At 72.1% G+C, this 17663-nt stretch carries 15 protein-coding genes; 9 read left to right on the top strand and 6 right to left on the bottom strand.

All coding sequences use genetic code 11. The features are described 5' to 3' along the window. Positions 1 to 14: 14 nt before the first annotated feature. The 4 genes from NRP21_RS19500 to NRP21_RS19485 all read left to right on the top strand — a co-directional run bounded on the left by NRP21_RS19500 (position 15) and on the right by NRP21_RS19485 (position 3256). On the top strand, positions 15 to 728 hold the full coding sequence (locus NRP21_RS19500) for an ABC transporter ATP-binding protein (protein ID WP_308219918.1): 714 nt from the start codon (positions 15 to 17) through the stop codon (positions 726 to 728). Further along, positions 729 to 1757, top strand: a complete 1029-nt coding sequence (locus NRP21_RS19495; RefSeq protein ID WP_257717900.1) for an MlaD family protein — start codon at positions 729 to 731, stop codon at positions 1755 to 1757. It abuts the gene before it with no gap. Beyond that, the gene (locus tag NRP21_RS19490) at positions 1754 to 2389 is read left to right on the top strand and encodes a hypothetical protein (RefSeq protein WP_257717899.1); all 636 of its coding nucleotides are present in this window, start codon (positions 1754 to 1756) and stop codon (positions 2387 to 2389) included. Before NRP21_RS19495 ends, NRP21_RS19490 begins: the two co-directional genes overlap by 4 nt. A 357-nt stretch (positions 2390 to 2746) precedes the next feature. Next, positions 2747 to 3256, top strand: coding sequence for a hypothetical protein (locus NRP21_RS19485; protein WP_257717898.1), 510 nt, complete (start codon positions 2747 to 2749; stop codon positions 3254 to 3256). 84 nt (positions 3257 to 3340) lie between these two features. Here NRP21_RS19485 and NRP21_RS19480 read toward each other — a convergent pair whose 3' ends face one another. From NRP21_RS19480 to NRP21_RS19460, 5 genes are all read right to left on the bottom strand, one after another. Then, the gene (locus NRP21_RS19480) at positions 3341 to 5677 is read right to left on the bottom strand and encodes a xanthine dehydrogenase family protein molybdopterin-binding subunit (protein ID WP_257717897.1); all 2337 of its coding nucleotides are present in this window, start codon (positions 5675 to 5677) and stop codon (positions 3341 to 3343) included. Positions 5678 to 5731: 54 nt separating this feature from the next. Further along, positions 5732 to 6778, bottom strand: coding sequence for a glycosyltransferase (locus NRP21_RS19475; protein WP_257717962.1), 1047 nt, complete (start codon positions 6776 to 6778; stop codon positions 5732 to 5734). Positions 6779 to 6883: 105 nt separating this feature from the next. Then, positions 6884 to 7033, bottom strand: coding sequence for a glycosyltransferase (locus NRP21_RS19470; protein WP_257717896.1), 150 nt, complete (start codon positions 7031 to 7033; stop codon positions 6884 to 6886). Between the two features lie 99 nt (positions 7034 to 7132). After that, the gene (locus NRP21_RS19465) at positions 7133 to 10303 is read right to left on the bottom strand and encodes an efflux RND transporter permease subunit (protein ID WP_257717895.1); all 3171 of its coding nucleotides are present in this window, start codon (positions 10301 to 10303) and stop codon (positions 7133 to 7135) included. 9 nt (positions 10304 to 10312) lie between these two features. Further along, a complete protein-coding gene (locus tag NRP21_RS19460; RefSeq protein WP_257717894.1) occupies positions 10313 to 11743 on the bottom strand; it encodes an efflux RND transporter periplasmic adaptor subunit in 1431 nt (476 codons plus the stop codon). A gap of 278 nt (positions 11744 to 12021) precedes the next feature. Between NRP21_RS19460 and NRP21_RS19455 the strand changes: the two genes are divergently transcribed. From NRP21_RS19455 to NRP21_RS19445, 3 genes are all read left to right on the top strand, one after another. Further along, positions 12022 to 12855 (top strand): IclR family transcriptional regulator, encoded by an 834-nt coding sequence (locus NRP21_RS19455; RefSeq protein ID WP_257717893.1) that lies wholly within the window; start codon positions 12022 to 12024, stop codon positions 12853 to 12855. 96 nt (positions 12856 to 12951) lie between these two features. Next, positions 12952 to 13968: an SPFH domain-containing protein gene (locus tag NRP21_RS19450; RefSeq protein WP_257717892.1), complete on the top strand. Its 1017-nt coding sequence runs from the start codon at positions 12952 to 12954 to the stop codon at positions 13966 to 13968. Beyond that, entirely contained in the window at positions 13965 to 14372 is a 408-nt protein-coding gene (locus NRP21_RS19445) for an NfeD family protein (protein WP_257717891.1), read from the top strand. Before NRP21_RS19450 ends, NRP21_RS19445 begins: the two co-directional genes overlap by 4 nt. A 10-nt stretch (positions 14373 to 14382) precedes the next feature. Here NRP21_RS19445 and glpK read toward each other — a convergent pair whose 3' ends face one another. Continuing rightward, entirely contained in the window at positions 14383 to 15888 is a 1506-nt protein-coding gene (gene glpK, locus NRP21_RS19440) for a glycerol kinase GlpK (RefSeq protein WP_257717890.1), read from the bottom strand. Positions 15889 to 15952: 64 nt separating this feature from the next. Here glpK and NRP21_RS19435 point away from each other — a divergent pair, with 64 nt between their 5' ends. Together NRP21_RS19435 and NRP21_RS19430 are read left to right on the top strand one after the other, a co-directional pair. Continuing rightward, a complete protein-coding gene (locus NRP21_RS19435; RefSeq protein ID WP_257717889.1) occupies positions 15953 to 16651 on the top strand; it encodes a glutathione S-transferase family protein in 699 nt (232 codons plus the stop codon). A gap of 18 nt (positions 16652 to 16669) precedes the next feature. Next, positions 16670 to 17599, top strand: coding sequence for an AEC family transporter (locus NRP21_RS19430; RefSeq protein WP_257717888.1), 930 nt, complete (start codon positions 16670 to 16672; stop codon positions 17597 to 17599). The last annotated feature ends 64 nt before the right edge of the window (positions 17600 to 17663 follow it).

Raw genomic sequence — 17663 nt, 5'->3', positions numbered from 1 at the left:
CCCAGGGCGTGAGCATGGGCTTCGGCGAGCGCGTGCTGTTCCGGGACGTGAACTTCGAGGTGAACCGTGGCGAGGTCTTCGTGATCCTCGGCGGGTCGGGCTGCGGGAAATCCACGCTGCTGAAGCTGATGATCGGGCTGTACCGCCCGACCAAGGGGCATGTGACCATCCTGGGCGGCGACCTGGCGGAGGCGGAGGGGGCAGCGCGGCGCAACCTGCTGACACGGCTGGGCGTCATGTGGCAGTCAGGCGCGCTCTTCGGCTCGATGACCTTGCTGGAGAACGTGATGCTGCCGCTGGAAGCTCATACCGACCTGCCGCACGAGGCGCGCGAGGCGGTGGCGCGGGTCAAGTTGGGGCTGGTGGGTCTTTCCGACGCGGCATCCCGCCTGCCGGCGGAGATCTCGGGCGGCATGGCCAAGCGGGCGGGGATCGCGCGCGCCATGGCGCTGGACCCGCCGATCCTTTTTCTCGATGAACCGAGCGCGGGGCTGGACCCCGTGACATCGGCGGGGCTGGACGAGCTGATCAAGGACCTGGCGCGGGACCTCGGGACCACCTTCGTGGTGGTGACGCACGAGTTGCAGTCGATCCTGGCCATCGGGGACCGCTGCATCATGCTGGACAAGGAGGCGCAGGGGATGATCGCCGAGGGCGACCCGCGCGCGCTGCGCGACGACCCGCCGAACGACACCGTGCGGAAGTTCTTCCGGCGGGAGACGCACTGAATGGCCGTTTCCTCCCGCGGGCTCTACCTTCGGGTCGGCATCCTCATCCTTGTCGGGCTGGGGGTGGGCGTCGGCTTCGTGCTGTTCTTCACCGCCGGGAAGCTCGGGCGGAATACGCAGACCTTCGAGACCTACATCCGCGAGAGCGTGCAGGGGCTGGACCAGGGCGCGGCGGTGCGGTTCCGCGGCGTGCAGCTGGGGCAGGTGACGGAGGTGAACCTTGTCGCCTCCGAGTACACGCCGCCGCCGGGTGCCTTCTCCTCCGCCTATCAGCGGGTGATCGTGCGCTTCGCTCTCGACCTTACCCGGCTGCGGGAGCAGGCGGATGTGGGCCGGGCGGTGCAGTACGGGTTGAGGGCGCGGCTGGCCTCCACGGGCATCACGGGCGTGGGCTACCTGGAGCTGGACTTCGTGGATCCCGAGCGCTTCCCGGTGGAGGAGATCCCGTGGAAGCCGCTCTACCCGGTGATCCCCGCCATTGCCTCCACCATCGCGCAGGTGACGAGCGTGGCGGAGCAGCTGGCGCAGCGGATCAGCAACCTGCCCATCGAGCAGATCCTGGGGGACATGGCCGGGCTGCTGACGGATCTGCGGCGGCAGGTGAACGATGGCGACGTGGCCCAGGCGAGCCGCGCGGCGCGGGAGACGCTGGAGACGTTGCAGAAGACGGTGGCGGACCTGAACCTGCCCGCGCTTTCCGCGGAGCTGCGCGGGACGGTGACGGACGCGCGCGCGCTGATCAACGGGCGGGACGTGCGGGGCGCCGTGCAGAACGCGAACCGGGCGCTGGAGCAGCTGCAGCAGGGCATGCAGCGGCTGCCGGCGGCGATCACGCAGGTGGAATCGGCCGCGCGCTCCATCAACAATCTTGTGGGCGACGTGAACGTGGACCTGACGCCGACGCTTCGTGACCTGCGCGCGACATCCGGCAACCTGCGGGACACGACGGAGATGCTGCGGCGGTCCCCGGGGGCGGCCGTGCTGGCGCCGCCGCCACCGGCGCCGGCCTGGACGAGGGAGAGGCGATGATGCGGCGACGTTCGGTGCTCGGGATGGCGGCGGTGCCCGTGTTGGCGGGGTGTTCCGTGCTGAACCAGGACTATGTGGAGCCGCGGCGCTACCCGCTGATGCCGCGGCGGCCCGGCGGCTCCGTGATCGGCGCCCCAGTGGCGAGGTCCGGCCCGCGCGGGAAGAAGACGCTGCTGATGCGGCTGACCCGTGCCGCGGCGGGGCTGGACGGGCGGCTGCTGCGCTCCATCCGGCCGGATGGGACGGAGGCGGTGGAGTACTATGCGGAGTGGACCGCGCCGCCGGCCGAGGCGGCCGAGGAATCCCTGCGGCGCTGGCTGGTGGATTCCGGGATGTTCGCGGCCGTGCTGGCGCCGGGCACGCGCAGCGCCGTGGACCTGACCATGGAGAGCGAGCTGGTGGCGCTGCACGTCGATCTCGGGCGCGGGGTGGCGGTGTGCTCCATGACCGTGGTGGTGATGCGGGAGACGAGCCAGTTCGGCACGCGGGTGGTGGGGCAGTACGCCGAGACGGCCACGGTGCCCGTGCCGCCGGACCGGCCGCTAGGGCCGGACGCGCAGGCGGCGGGAATGGTCGCGGCCCTGGCCGCGGTGCTGGGGCGGCTGGAGGCGGACCTGCGCGCGGTGGCGTGATCGGGAATTCGTCTCATCGCCTGAGACGTTAAGGGTTTAGTCAGAGTCGGAGCGCCAGTCTCAAAAACAGAGACGAGGCGCCAGAATCGCGCCGTTCCTGAGACGGGCGGGACTGGCGCGATGCGGGTCGATCAGCGGGCAGCGATCTGGGACGAGGTCTGGGCGGAGTACGATGCCCGACAAGCGGCGCAGGCGCTTGAGGCGCCGCGACCTGCTCTGAGGCCCGCTGTCGGCAGTGGACGGGCATCAGGCTTCGTGCCGGCTTCCCTCGGCGTCGATGCTCCGGGTTGGCCCCGGCCCTGGGAGGCGGAACGGGCGCGGCGGGCGGCGGCACCGAGGCGGGCCCGGCTAAGGCCGATGGTGCAGGTCGGGCTCTCCGTGCTGGCGGCGGCGCTGCTGGCAGCGGGCTGGCTGGTGCTGCCCTGGCTGCTGGCGGTTCGGCTCTCGGTTCCCATCGGCCAGGGGGATGGGCCGGCGATGCTGCGGCAGATCGACGCGCCCTCCACCCTGGCAAGCCTGCGGGCGGGGCTGGCGGCCGAGGTTCCGGAGAACGAGAGCGCGGGGGCGCGACGCTACCTCTCCGCCATGGCGGACCGGATGGCGGAGTCCTGGGCGCGGCCGGAGGGGATGGCGGCCTGGCTGGGGGCGCGCGGGCGGGGTGATGGGCCTGTGGCCGCGCTCTCCTCCCTGCGCTCGGCGCGGGCCGTGGGGCTGGCCTCCTTCCGGCTGGAATACGGGCCGCGTCACGAGCAGGGCGGGGTGGCCTTCGACATGGCCTGGCAGGGCGACGGGTTCCGGGTGACGGGCGTGCGCTTCCTGGACGCGCCGCCCGCCGCCGCGGCGGGGCCGGTGGTGGCGATGCGGTAGGGGCCGGGCCGGTGCGGGACCGGCCCGGCGAGGCTTCCCCGGGACACCCCGGGGGAAGCCCATGCGGGCTGCGGCGCGCTTCTGTCAGGCGGCGCGGGAGATCTCCAGGGCCTTCCAGACCACTTCCGGCGTCGCGGGCATGTCGAGATGCGTGACGCCGTCCGTGGAGAGCGCGTCCACCAGCGCGTTCATCAGCGCGGGCGGGGAGCCGACCGCCCCGGCCTCCCCCGCGCCCTTCACCCCGAGCGGGTTGGTAAGGCAGGGGACGGAGACGAACTCCACCTCGATCGGGGGCAGGTCGCCGGCGCGGGGCAGGGCGTAGTCCATGAAGGAGGCGGAGAGGAGCTGGCCGCTCTCCGGGTCGTAGGCAGTGCGCTCCAGCATGGCCTGGCCGATGCCCTGTGCAACGCCGCCATGAACCTGGCCGCGGACGATGAGGGGGTTGAGAGCGTGGCCGACATCGTCCGTGACGATGTAGCGGGGGATGGTGACGGTGCCGGTTTCCGGGTCCACCTCCACCTCGGCGATGTGGCAGCCATTGGGGAAGGTGTGGCTGGGGATGGCGGCGACCTCCGCCGCGTCCAGGACCGTGGCGGGCTCGCCGCGCGCGGCGCGCTCCCGCTGGGTGCGGGCGAGGTCGAGGATGCCGATGGCGCGGTCCGTGCCGGCGATGGCGAAGCGGCCATCCGCAAACTCGATGTCGGCGGGGGAGGCTTCGAGGGCCTCCGAAGCGGCTTGGCGGCCCTTCTCGATCACGGTGGCGGTGGTGGCGAGGAGGGCGGTGCCCTCCGAGTAGAGGGAGCGGGCGCCGCCGGTGCCGCCGCCGGTGGGGATCTCGTCCGAATCGCCCTGGATGACGCGGATCTTCTCCACGGGGATGCCCAGCTCATGGGCGGTGATCATGACGTAGGCCGTCTCGTGGCCCTGGCCGGTGGATTGGGTGCCGACGAGGACCTCCACGCCGCCATCGGCCGCGAAGCGGACCTCCGCGCGCTCGCTGTCGGAGCCGCCGGTGGCTTCCAGGTAGTAGGCGAGGCCGATGCCCCGGCGCTTGCCGGCGGCGGCCGAGGCGGCGCGGCGGGCGGGGAAGCCGTCCCAGTCCATCAGGGAGAGCGCATGGTCCATGACCTGCGCGAACTCGCCGGAATCGTAGGTCTGGCCGACGGGGGTAGTGTGCGGCATGGCGGAGGAGGGCACCATGTTGCGGCGGCGCAGCTCCACGCGGTCGATCCCCGTCTCGCGCGCGGCGGCGTCGATCAGGCGCTCCACGATGTAGTTGGATTCGGGGCGGCCGGCGCCGCGATATGCATCGACCGGGGTGGTGTTGGTGACCACGCCGACAACGTTGGCGTGGATGGCCCGGAAGCCATAGACGCTGGCCAGAACCTTCGTGCCGGCGGCGGTGGGAATGAAGGGGCCGTAGGTGGAGAGGTAGGCGCCCATGTTGGCGATGTTCTTCGTGCGCATCGCCAGGAACTTTCCGTCCGCATCGAGCGCGAGCTGGCCGGTGGTGATGTTGTCCCGCCCGTGGGTGTCGGAGAGGAAGGCTTCCGTCCTCTCGCTCGTCCAGCGGACCGGGCGCCCCAGGCGGCGCGCGGCCATCATGCAGAGGGCGTATTCCGGGTAGGTGAAGATCTTCATCCCGAAGCCGCCGCCGACATCGTGGGTGACGACGCGGAGCTTCTCCTTCGGGATGTTGAAGACGCCGGCGAGGGTGTTCTTCAGCGGCCAGCTTCCCTGGGTTCCCGCGTGCAGCGTGAAGCGCTCGTAGCCCTCGTCGTACTCCGCGATCGCGGCGCGGCCCTCCATGGAGGCGACGACGACGCGGTTGTTCACGATGCGCACGGTGGTGACGTGCGCGGCCCTTTCGAAGAGGCGGTCCGTCTCCTCGCGGTTGCCGGTTTCCCAGTCGAAGACGGTGTTGTTCGCGATGTCCGGCCAGACCTGGGGCTGGCCGGGATCGGTGGCGGTGGCCAGGTCGGTCGTGGAGTGGAGGGTTTCGTAATCCACCTCGATCGCCTCCGCGGCGTCGCGCGCGGCGGCGTGGGATTCGGCGACGATGAAGGCCACGGGATCGCCGACGTGGCGCACCACGCCGTCAGCCAGGGCACCGCGCGGGGTGTTGCCGCGGGGGCTGCCGTCCCGGTTCTTCATGGGGATGGCGCAGGGGATCTCGTTCAGGCCCTCGGCCTTCCAGTCCTCGCCGGTGAGGATGGCGAGGACGCCCGGGACCGCCTTCGCCGCCTCCGTGTCGATGGAGAGGATGCGCGCATGGGCGTGGGGGGAGCGAAGGATGTGGCCGATGGCGGCGCCGGGGGCGACGCCCTGGGGCACGAGATCGTCCGTGTAGCGGCCGCCGCCGCGAAGCAGGCGGGGATCCTCCACCCGACGCAGGCTCTGGCTGAGGCCGAACTTCGCCATGGTGCTCTCTCCCGCCCGTTTCCCTGAGGAGCGGCCGCGCCGCTCCCGGCGGGATCATGCGTGCAAGGCGAGCTTCCGGGGAAGGGGGGCAGGGGCAGCGCGGCGCAGGAAGGCGGTGACGAGAGCGGCGGCGGCACCGGCTCCGTCCTCCTGCCGGACCTCGGCGCCGATGACGGCGGCGCGCAGGGCGAAGCGGCGCACCTCCGCCAGGCGCTGGAGGGCGCGGGCGACGCGATCCGGCGTGGCGCGGGCGGCCGGCAGGACGAGGGCGACGCCGAGCCGGGCCAGGCGCGCGGCGTGGTCGAACTGGTCGCCGGTGATGGGAAGGACGAGGGTCGGGCGGCCGGCGCGGAGGCCGGCGGCGGTGCTGCCCGCGCCGCCGTGATGGGCGACGATGCCGGCGAGCGGCATGGCCTCCTCCACCGGGACGAAGGGGCGGATATGGGTGTGGGGCAGCTCGCCCAGGTCCTCCGCGACGGCGGGGCTGCCGGAGAGGACGAGGGTGCGGCGCCCCAGGCCGGAGGCGGCGCCGGCCAGGGCGCGCAGCACCGTTCCGCCGCGGGCGCCGCGCGTGCCGGAGGAGCCGAGGGTGGCGAGCACGGGCGGCGTGCCCGCCTCGATCCAGGCGCGGGTGTCGGGTGCCAGGGGGGCCAGGCCGGTTCCGTCGTGGATGGGCGCGCCGGTGGGGCGGGCGCCGGCGGGCCAGTCCGGCTGGGCGGCGGCGAGGCGGGGTGAGAAGAGGGCAAGCGCCAGGGGCGGTTCCGCCGCGCCGTTCAGCATGGGATCAGCGAAGGGGCGCAGGCCGAGTTCCGCCCGCAGGTGGTTGATGGGGGCGTGCAGGTGACGCAGCCCCGCGCGGACGCCGATCCGCAGCGGACGCCCGATCAGGGGCCCGAGGGGGAGGAGCGGGGCGAGGCTGTGGAGGTGCGGCGGCAGGCAGGGGTCCTGCGCCGAGAGGAAGGCGATCGGCTGCAGCACGGCGGGCGCCCACGGAATGCCCAGCGTCTCGGCGGCCATCGGTGCCGCGGTGCAGGAGAGGCCCGCGAGGAGGAGGTCGGCGCCGCGGCCGGCCTCCACTAGGTCGGCATGGGCGTCGCGCATGTTGGGCACGACGATCTCGCGGATCCGGTAGACGGCGCCGCCGGCGGATTGAAGGCGGACGCGGTGCTTGTCGTTGCCGCCGGGATGGGGGCGGAGGGCGGCGAACTAGATGCCGTTCGCCTCGACCACGTGGCAGTTGTTGCGGCTGCTGCCCAGGCGGACCTCATGCCCCGCCGCGCGCAGGGCCTTCGCCAGGGCGATGAAGGGGAGGACGTCCCCCAGGGATCCGGGCGAGGCGAGGAGGATTCGCGGCATTGCTCGCGAAAATTTGCGCTACGATCACTTTAACGTCAACGCGCCGGGTCGTTGTTGCCTGGCACCGCCGGCGGGGGAGGCCCGCCGGCGGTGCCGGGATCAGTGCTGGTCCGCGGGCGTGCCGGTAGAGGGCGGGCCGACCTTGCGCTCCCGCGGGGCGAACCAGCCCTTCACCCGTTCACGCGTGGCCTGGAAGACCACGTAGAGCATCGGGATCATGAAGATGCCGATGAGGGACGCCGCGAGCATGCCGCCGAAGACGGGCGTGCCGACCGCGCGGCGGGAGACGGCGGCCGCGCCGGTGGCCGTGACCAGCGGCACGAGGCCGAGGACGAAGGCGATGGAGGTCATCATCACCGCGCGGAACCGGAGCCGCGCGCCCTCCGTCGCGGCTTCCCGGATGGGCATGCCGCGCTCCCGCGCCTCCTTCGCGAACTCGATGATGAGGATGCCGTTCTTCGCCGCCAGCGCGATCAGCACGACGAGGCCGATCTGGGCGTAGATGTCGAGCGAGAGGTTGCCCAGGAGGATGGCGACAAAGGAGCCGAGCACGCCGACCGCGATGGAGAGCAGCACGGGGACCGGGATGGTCCAGCTCTCGTAGAGGGCGACGAGGAAGAGGTAGGCGAAGAGGACGGCGAGGGCGAGGATGTAGGCCGTCTGCCCGGAGGCGAGCTTCTCCTGATAGGCGGTGCCGGTCCAGGAATAGCTGTAGCCGTTGGGCAGCACGCGGTCCGAGAGCTGTTCCATGGCGGTCAGCGCCTGGCCGGAGGAGACCCCGGGCTTGGGCGAGCCGTTGATGGAGATGGCGCGGTAGTTGTTGTAGCGCGTGATCGTCTGCGGGCCGACCACGGTGCGAACATCGGCGAAGGCGCGGAGCGGCACCATCTCGCCGGTGTTGGAGCGGACCTGGATACGCCAGATGTCGTCGATGTCGTTGCGGTCGCCGGCCTCGGCCTGGATGTTCACCTGCCAGACACGGCCGTAGAGGTTGAAGTCGTTGACGTAGATGCCGCCCAGCGCGGCCTGCAGGGTGGTGAAGACGTTGGCGATGGGGATGCCCAGCGCCTGGGCCTTGTCGCGGTCCACCTCCAGGTAGAGGGAGGGGTTGTTCGCGGCGAAGGTGGAGAAGACGGCGGTCAGGCTGGGATCGGCGTTGGCGGGCGCGATCAGGCCGAGCATGGCGGCGTTGAGCGCCGAGATGTCGCGGCCCTCCAGGTCCTGCAGGATGTACTCGAAGCCGCCGCCGGTGCCGAGGCCGATGATCGGCGGCAGGTTGAAGGCGAAGACATTGGCGGTGCGGATGCCCTGGGTCGCGCCGAAGACGCGGCCGATGGCGGCCTGCACGGAGTTCATCGCGCCTTCGCGGTCCGCGAAGGGCTTCATGCGCACCACCATGAAGGCGGAGTTGGACTGGGCGCCGCCGTCAATGAGGGAGAAGCCGACGATGCCGAGCGTGCCCTGCACGGAGGGGATGGGGCGGACGATCTCCTCGATCTGGCGCACCACCTCGCGCGTGCGGGAGACGCTGGCGCCGGGCGGGAGCTGGGCCTGGATGAAGAAGGCGCCCTGGTCCTCCTGCGGCAGGAAGCCCGTGGGGGTCTTGCCGCTGATGGTCCAGATGGCGAAGCCGAGGCCGGCGGTGATGACGAGGGAGAGGGCGGAGACGCGGACGAGGCGGCTGACGCCGCCCGCGTACTTGTCCCGCGTCCAGTCGATGCCGCGCAGGACGTAGCCGATCGGGCCGCGGCGCGGGCCATGGTGCGGCTTGAGGATGATGGCGCAGAGCGCGGGGGAGAGGGTGAGGGCGTTGATGGCCGAGATGACCATCGAGGCCGAGATCGTCACCGCGAACTGGCGGAACAGCTCGCCCGAGAGGCCGGGGATGAAGGCGATCGGGACGAAGACGGAGAGGAGGACGAGGGTGATGGCGATGATCGGCGCCGTGATCTCGCCCATGGCCTTCTTCGTGGCATCGGGGACGGAGAGCTCGGGGTGCTCCTCCATCACGCGCTCCACGTTCTCGACCACCACGATGGCATCGTCCACCACGATGCCGATGGCCAGCACCATGGCGAGGAGGGAGACGGTGTTGGCCGAGTAGCCGAGGCCGAGCAGGATGATGAAGGCGCCGATGAGCGAGACGGGGACGGCGATGGTGGGGATGATGGTCGCGCGCCAGGAGCCGAGGAAGAGGTAGACGACGATGACGACGAGGGCGAAGGCTTCCAGCAGGGTCTTGATGACCTCGTGGATCGTCTCGTTCACGAAGTCCGAGCTGTCGTAAAAGACTTCCGTGTCCAGCCCTTGGGGGAAGCGGGCGGAAAGCTCGCGCAGGCGCTGCTTCACGGCCTCCGAGACGGAGACGGCGTTGGCGCCGGGGGCCAGGTAGATGCCGAAGGCGATGGCGGGCTGGCCGTTGAACCGGTTCTCCGTGTCCATGTTGGCCGCCCCGATCTCCACGCGGGCGACGTCGCGCACGCGCAGCACCGATCCGTCCGGGTTGGCGCGGACGACGATGTTGCCGAACTCCTCCGGCGTCTGGAGGCGGCCGCGGGTCTCCAGGTTGATCTGGAAGGACTGGTCGTCGCTGATCGGGCGGCCGCCGAGGCGGCCCACGGCCGCCTGGACATTCTGGCCCTGGATGGCGGCGATCACGTCCTGCGGGGTCATGTTCAGGCTGGTGAGGCGATCCACCTCGAACCAGATGCGCATGGAGTAGTCCTGCGCGCCGAAGACGTTCACCTGACCGACGCCCGCGACGCGGGCGAGGTCGTCCAGCATGTTGATGGTGAAGTAGTTAGAGAGGAAGAGCGGGTTCAGCCCGCCCTGCTTCGCGTAGAGGAAGCCGAACATCAGCACCGCGGAGGACTGCTTGCGGACGGTGACGCCGCTGCGCTGCACCTCCTGCGGCAGCCGGGCCATGGCGGCCTGGACGCGGTTGTTGACGTTCACCGTCGCCAGGTCGGGGTCGGTGCCGAGGGAGAAGGAGACGTTGAGGGCGTAGGTGCCGTCGTTCGCGGAGTTGGAGCGCATGTAGATCATGCGGTCCACGCCGTTGATCTGGCCTTCCAGCACCTGGCCGATGGTCTGCTCCACCACCGCTGCCGAGGCGCCGGGGTAGCGGGCGTTCACCGAGACCTGGGGCGGGACGATGTCCGGGAACTGGGCGACGGGGATGCGGATGAGCGAGATCGCGCCCGCGATGAGGGTGAGGAGCGCGATGACGATCGCCAGGCGCGGGCGATCGACGAAAGTGGCGGAGATCATGGGGGCGCCTTACCGGGCGGTGCCGGACTGGTTGGCTGGCGGGTTCGCGGCCTGGGGCTGGGTGGTGCCGGGCTGGCCGGTGCTGGGAGCGGCCGGGGCGCCGGGCGGGGAAGCGCCGGCGCCGGCGGGCGCGCCCTGGGTCGTGCCCTGGTTCGCGCGCCCCGGTGCGGCGCTGGCGGGGGAGTTGCCGGCCGCGGCGTTGCCCGCGGGGGTGCTGCCGGAGGCGGCCGGCGCGGCGCTGCCGCCCTGACCTTGAGCGGGGGCGCCCGGCGCGGGGCCGGCCGGGGCGGCGTTCACCTCCTGGCCGGGGCGGACGCGCTGGATGCCCTCGACGATCACCTTGTCGCCGGGGTTCAGGCCTTCCTCGATCACCGCGGTCTGCGGCGTGCTGCGGCCCAGGCGGAGGTTGCGGCGCTGCGCCTTGTTCTCCGCATCCACGATGAAGGCGTAGGTGCCCTGCTGATCCTGCAGCACGGCGGCGCGGGGGATGGTGATGGCCTGGACGGGCTCCGCGCCCTCCACCGAGACGTTGACGAACTGGCCGTCGATCAGCTGGCGGTCGCCGCCGGGGCCGTTCGGCGGGTTGGGCACGCGGGCGCGGACGAGGATGCTGTCCGTGTTGCGGTTGATCTGGTTGTCGATGAACTCGATGCGTCCGGGCTGAGGGTAGGTCTTCCCGTCCACCGTGCGGAAGCGGATCACCACGGCGTCCACGCCGCCGCGGCCGGCGTAGCGGTCCCGCAGCTCCAGCGCCTGGCGCTGGGAGATGGGGAAGGAGACGCGCATCGGGTCCACGCTGACGATGGTGGCCAGCGCCCCTGCATTGGGGCCGACGACGTTGCCGATCGTCAGGTTCGTGCGGCCGATCTTGCCGTCGATGGGGGAGGTGATCTCGGTGTAGCCGAGGTTGATCTCGGCCGCGCGGGCGGCGGCGCGGGCGGAGAGGAGCTGGGCATTCGCCGTACGCTCCTGCGCCACCGCGTTGTCCAGCGAGACGCGGGTGCCGGCGCCGGTGCGGGAGAGTTCCTGCGCGCGGGAGAGGGAGACGCGGGCATTGGCCAGCTCGGCTTCCGCGGAGGCAACGGTGGCCTGGGCGCGGGCGAGGTCGGCCTCGAAGGTCTGGCGCTCGATCCTGTAGAGGGGATCGCCCTTCTTTACCTCCTGGCCTTCCTGGAAGAGGCGTTCCTGGAGGTAGCCGGTGACGCGGGCGATGATGTCCACGTGCTCCAGCGCCTCGACGCGGCCGACGAAGTCGGTGCTCTCCGTCACCGGGCGGCGGGCGGCCTCCATGATGCCGACGGCGGGCGGGCCCTGGGGCCCGAACTGGGCCAGGGCCGGGGTTGCGCTGGCGAGCAGCGCCAGCAGAGGCGCCGCACGAAGCAGCGCGGTTCGGGCGGCCCGGTCCCGGGAGGTGGGCGCGGGAGGGGTGCGGCGCATCATGTTGCGGCATGTGGCGGAAGGTTCACGTTTGTGCAAGCTCTCTGAACCGCACCGTCCAGTTCAGTTTCGAAGCGACATACCGAGGGCGGGAACATAGGTGTGATTGACAATCTTTCGCATTTAACGCCGGTTCCGTTCTGTCGCGCGGTACAAAACCCTTCCCGGGCCAACTTGCGATAGTCGATAGTCCGGCCGTGCGCCGGGGGGCGGTGCCGCAGGCAGAGCCGAAGGGGCGGGAGACCGCGCCATTGAGGGAGTTGAAGCCTTTGGAACCCAACGTGCTGACCGTTGATACCGTCGCTGTCCGGGCGGACGCGCCGGTGATCCAGGCGGGACGGGGGATCGGACCGGAACGCCCCATGGAGCGTACCATGGAGCGTCCGGCGCTGCCCCGCGCGCGGCTGCTCTCCCCGCCCTCCACCGCCTCCGGCGTGGCCGCGGTCGGGCGGGCGATGACGGTGCTGGGTGCCTTCCGCCCCGGCGATACGGCGCTGCCGCTGCGGGTGCTGGCGGCGCGGACGGGGCTGTACAAGAGCACGATCCTGCGCCTGCTCGCCTCGCTGGAGCGGCACTGCTGCGTGAAGCGGAACGCGGACGGGTCCTGGTCCCCGGGGCCGATGCTGCTGCACTGGGGGTCGCTTTACACACGCAGCCTGGGGCTGGAGGCGCTGGTGCCGCCGGTGCTCGAATCGCTGACGGAGGCGACCGGGCACGGCGCGGCCTTCTGGGTAAAGACGGATGACGAGCGGCGGATCTGCCTCTACCGCGCTGCGCCGCCGCGCACGCTGCGCGTGGCCGTGCAGGCCGGGGACATGATGCCGCTGGGCGGGGCCGCCACGGGGCGGGTCTTCGCGACCTGGGATCCGGGCTTCGGCGAGGAGGCGGAGGCGGCACCCGCCACCGTTCCGGGGGCGCACCCGGTGGTGGCGACGCAGGGCAGCCGGGACCTGGATCCGGCGGCGGTCTCCGCGCCGGTGTTCCAGCCGGGCGGGGCGCTCTGCGGGGCGCTGACCATCTCCGGCGCCTCGGAGCGGCTCTGGCCAGAGGCGGAGCGGGTGAAGGGGCTGGTGGCCGATGCGGCGGCGGGGCTGACCCGGGGGCTGATGGGCTAGGCCGGGGCCACGGCCCACGGTGATTTCAGGACGGCCGGGCCGCGCGCCCGGCCGATTCGCGTTAGGGTGGCCGCGAATCGAAGGGGAAGAGGCGGGATGGTTTCGGCGGGCGTTGTCGTCTTCGCGTTGCTGCTCGTCCTGGCCGTGGTCACGGCGGCCATGGGCATCCGTACCGTGCCGCAGGGGGAGGTTTGGACGGTGGAGCGCTTCGGGCGCTTCACCCGGCTGCTGCAGCCCGGGCTGAACTTCATCATCCCCTATATCGACGGCATCGGGCGCCGGATGAACGTGCAGGAGGTTGTGCTCGACATCCCCGAGCAGTCCGTGATCACGCGGGACAACGCGACGGTGACGGTGGACGGGATCGTCTACTACCGCGTGATGGACCCGGCGAAGGCAGCCTACCAGGTGCAGAACCTGCAGGCGGCGCTGACGGCGATCTCCATGACGAACATCCGCGCCGTGATCGGTGAGATGGACCTGGACCAGACCCTGTCCTCGCGCGAGCGGATCAACTCCGCGCTGCTGGCGATCCTGGACGGGGCGACGGACCCCTGGGGCGTGAAGGTGGCGCGCGTGGAGATCCGCAAGATCGAGCCGCCGGAGAACCTGATCCGCGCGATGAACCTGCAGATGACGGCAGAGCGCGAGCGGCGGGCGACGGTGGTGAAGGCGGAGGGCGCGAAGGCCGCGCTGGTGCTGGAGGCTGAGGGGCGGCGCGAGGCGGCCTTCCGGGACGCCGAGGCGCGGGAGCGGATGGGCCAGGCCGAGGCGGAGGCGGCGCGGATGGTGGCGGAGGTCGCTTCCGGCGCCGGTGCGGACGCGCTGCGCTACTTCGTGGCGGAGAAGTATGTGGGGGCGTTCCAGGCGATCGCGTCCAGCCCGACATCGCGGCTGGTGGTGGTGCCGATGGAGGCGTCCGGGCTGGCCGGCGGCGTGACGGCAGCGCTGGAGCTGCTGCGCACGGCGCCGGGCGGTGCGGCGGCGCCGGCCCGGGCGGCGGCCGCCCTTCCGGCCAGGGGCGTGCCGCCGGCGGCGGCACCCGTGGTGGCGCCGCCCGGTTCGGTGCCGCCCTCCGGGCCGCAGGGGGCGGGACCGTGGAGCCCTGGTTGATCTGGCTCCTGGCGGGGCTGCTGCTGCTTGGCGCGGAGATGATCCTGCCCGGCGCCTTCCTGCTCTGGGCAGGGATCGCGGCGGTGGGGACGGGGCTTCTGGGGCTGGCGGTGGAGCCGGGCTTCCCGCTCTCCGTCGTCGTCTTTGCCGTGCTGCTGGCGGCTGGGATTGCATTGGCGCTGCGGAGGCGGCGTGTGGGCGGGGCTTCCGGGCTGAACACGCCCGAATCCGGGCTGGTGGGGCGGGACGGGGTGGTCCTGCCCTCCGCGGGGCCCGGGCTGCGGGTGCGCGTGGGCGACAGTGACTGGGCGGCCCGGGCGGAAGGCGCGGTTCCCGCGGCGGGCGCGGTGGTGCGGGTGGAGGCGGTGGAAGGGACAGTGCTGCGGGTGAAGGCGGCGGGTTGATCCGCGCGCCTCAGCCCTGGCCCGTCAGGACCCGCCCCACGGCATCCCGCCAGCCGGCGTGGCGCCGGTCCGCCTCCTCCGCCGGCATGGCCGGTTCGAAGCGCACGCGGCGGCGCCAGTGGGTTGCTTCCTGCTCCGCGCTGTCGCCCGGTGGCGGGAGCAGCCCGGCCGCGACGCCGGCGAGGTAGGCAGCGCCGAGGGCGGTGGTCTCCGCGACCGCCGGAACATCCACGGGGCACTGCAGGGCGTCTGCCAGGAAGCGCATGGTCCAGTCGCTCGCGGTCATGCCGCCATCCACGCGCAGGACGGTGTCGCCCATGTCCGGCCAGTCCGCGCGCATGGCGTCCAGCAGGTCGCGGGTCTGCCAGGCGACGCTTTCCAATGCGGCGCGCGCGATCTCGGCGGCGCCGGCGCCGCGTGTGAGGCCGAGGATGGCGCCGCGCGCCGAGGCATCCCAGTGAGGGGCGCCGAGGCCGGTGAAGGCGGGGACCATGACCACGCCGCATTCGGGATCGGCCCCCGCGGCCAACTCTCCGGCCTCGGCGGCGCTGCCGATGATGCGGAGGCCGTCGCGCAGCCATTGCACGGCGGCGCCGGCGGTGAAGATCGCGCCCTCCAGCGCGTAGGTGCGGGCGCCGCCGATCTGCCAGGCGATGGTGGTCAGCAGCCGGTGGCCGGAGTGCACGGGGGCGGCGCCCGTGTTCAGCAGCATGAAGCAGCCCGTGCCGTAGGTGGATTTCACCATGCCCGGGCGGAAGCAGGCCTGGCCCAGCGTGGCGGCCTGCTGGTCCCCGGCCATGCCGCGGATGGGGATGGCGGCGCCCAGCAGGGCGGGATCGGTGGTGCCGAAGTCGGCGGCGCAGTCCCGCACCTCCGGCAGCAGGGCGCGGGGGATGTCCAGGGCGCGCAGGATCTCCTCGTCCCACTCGCCGCGGCGGATATCCAGCAGCATGGTGCGGGCGGCGTTGGTCGCGTCCGTCGCGTGAACGCGGCCGCCAGTGAGGCGGTGGAGGAGGAAGCTGTCCACCGTGCCGAAGGCCAGCTCGCCGCTCTCCGCCCGGGCGCGCAGGCCGGGGATGGATTCCAGCAGCCACATGAGCTTCGTGGCGGAGAAGTAGGGGTCGGCGAGGAGGCCGGTGCGCTGCGTCAGCAGCGCCTCCAGCCCCGCGGCGCGCAGGCGCTCGCAGATCGGGGCGCTGCGGCGGTCCTGCCAGACGATGGCATTGTGGACGGGGCGGCCCGTGGCGCGGTCCCAGACCAGGGTGGTCTCGCGCTGGTTGGTGATGCCGATGCCGGCCACGCGGCCGGGTGCCGTGCCGGCGCGGGCCAGGGCACCGCGGAGGCATTCCACGGAATGCGCGAAGATCTGCTCCGGGTCGTGCTCCACCCAGCCGGGCTGGGGGAAGTGCTGGGGCAGCTCGATCTGGTGCGTGGCCCGCGGGGTCAGCGCCGCGTCGAAGAGGATGGCGCGGGTTGAGGTGGTGCCCTGGTCGAGCGCCAGAAGGCTTTCCGGCATTCCTGTCCTCCCGCTTCCGTCCCTCCGCTTCCACGGGGACGATTCGGGGCGCACGATAGGCGGCATGGACGTGATCCTCCATGACCTCTGCGGCGCGGACCCGGCGCGGCGCTTCTCCCCCTATTGCTGGCGGGTGAAGATGGCGCTGGCGCACAAGGGCATCCCCTACGAGGTCCGCCCCTGGCGCTTTACGGAGAAGGCGGCCATCGCCGATGCGGGCACGGACAAGGTGCCGGTGCTGCGGCATGGCGAGCGCACGGTCCATGAGAGCTGGCACATCCTGGGATACCTGGAGGATCACTGGCCGGGGGCGCCGAGCCTGTTCGGCGGGGAAGGGGGGCGGGCGCTGGCGCGCTTCGTCAACACCTGGGCGGACGCGGTGATGGTGCCGGGCATCGTGAAGCTGGTCGTCTCCGACATTCCCGGCCACCTGGCGCCGGAGGACGCGGCGTACTTCGTGCGGAGCCGCGAGGCGCGGTTTGGAAAGCCGCTGGCGGAGGTGACGGCGGACCGGGAGGGCGCGGTTGAGGCGTTCCGGCGCGACCTGCACCCGCTGCGGATGGTGCTGCGGGAGCGGCCCTGGCTTTCCGGCCCAACGGCCGGGGCGGCGGACTACATCGCTTTCGGACCGCTGCAATGGGCGCGCTGCGTCTCCGCTTTTCCGCTGCTGAAGCAGGATGACCCCGTGCATGCCTGGCGCGGGCGGCTGCTGGACGCTTTCGGCGGGCTTGCGCGGAACGTCCCTGCCGAGGACCTGACCTGAGTGTCGGGCCCGCGCTAGTTGGGACCTTGGCTCGACGCCTTCCTGCCGGCCTTCGGGCTGATCGCGCTCGGCGCTTGGCTGAAGCGCGGGTTGCTGATGGACGACGCGGTCTGGGCGGGGATCGAGAAGCTCGTCTTCTGGGTGCTGCTGCCCTGCCTGCTCGCTTCCTCACTCTCTTCCGTGCGGCTGGGGGAATTGCCGATCGGGGGCATGGCGGCGGCGCTGTGGCTCGCGCTGCTGATCGGCACGGGGCTTTCCCTGCTGCTGGCGCGCGCCTTCGGGCAGGCGCATCCGGCCGCGACATCGGTGCTGCAGGGCGGCATCCGGTTCAACAACCTGCTGGGTTTCGCCATCACGGGCGCGGTGTTCGGGGCGCCGGGCACAGGGCTGGCCGCGGTGACGGTGGGGCTGATCGTGCCCTGCGTGCAGGTGATCATCACCCCCGCCTTCGCGCTGGGGGGAGCGGGATCGGGGCTGCATCCCTGGAGGGTGCTGCGGCAGGTGGTGCTGAACCCGCTGATCCTCGGCTGCGCGGCGGGGTTCGTGCTGGCGGCGCTGGGCGGGCTGCCGCCGGGGCTGGGGCCGCTGGCGCGCACGCTGGGGCAGGCTTCCGTCTCGCTCGGGCTTCTGGCGGTCGGGGCCGCGCTGGGGGCGGAGGCGATCCGGGACCGCTTCACCCTGCAGGCCGCGACGGCGGCGCTGAAGCTGCTGCTGATGCCGGCCCTGACCCTTTCCCTCTGCCTCGTGCTGGGGCTGGAGGCGCTGCCCGCGACCATCGCCACGGTGTTCATGGCCCAGCCCACCGCCACCACCGCCTATGTCATGGCGCGGCTGATGGGCGGGGATGCGCCGCTGATGGCGGCGATGACGACGATGCAGCACGTGTTGGCCGTGGTGACGCTGCCGGTGTGGCTGTTCATCCTCTGGGCATTCCTGCCGCTGCCCTGATGCGGGATTGGGCGCGGCGCCGACTGGCGGGCCGAATCCTTTGACTTGCTCCAATTGGCGGGGC

Source organism: Roseomonas populi (genome assembly GCF_024594815.1).
In the GTDB taxonomy this organism is placed as follows: Bacteria; Pseudomonadota; Alphaproteobacteria; order Acetobacterales; family Acetobacteraceae; genus Roseomonas; species Roseomonas populi.
The sequence above is the reverse complement of the archived record's forward strand: the minus strand, read 5'-3'. Positions and strand labels throughout refer to the sequence as shown.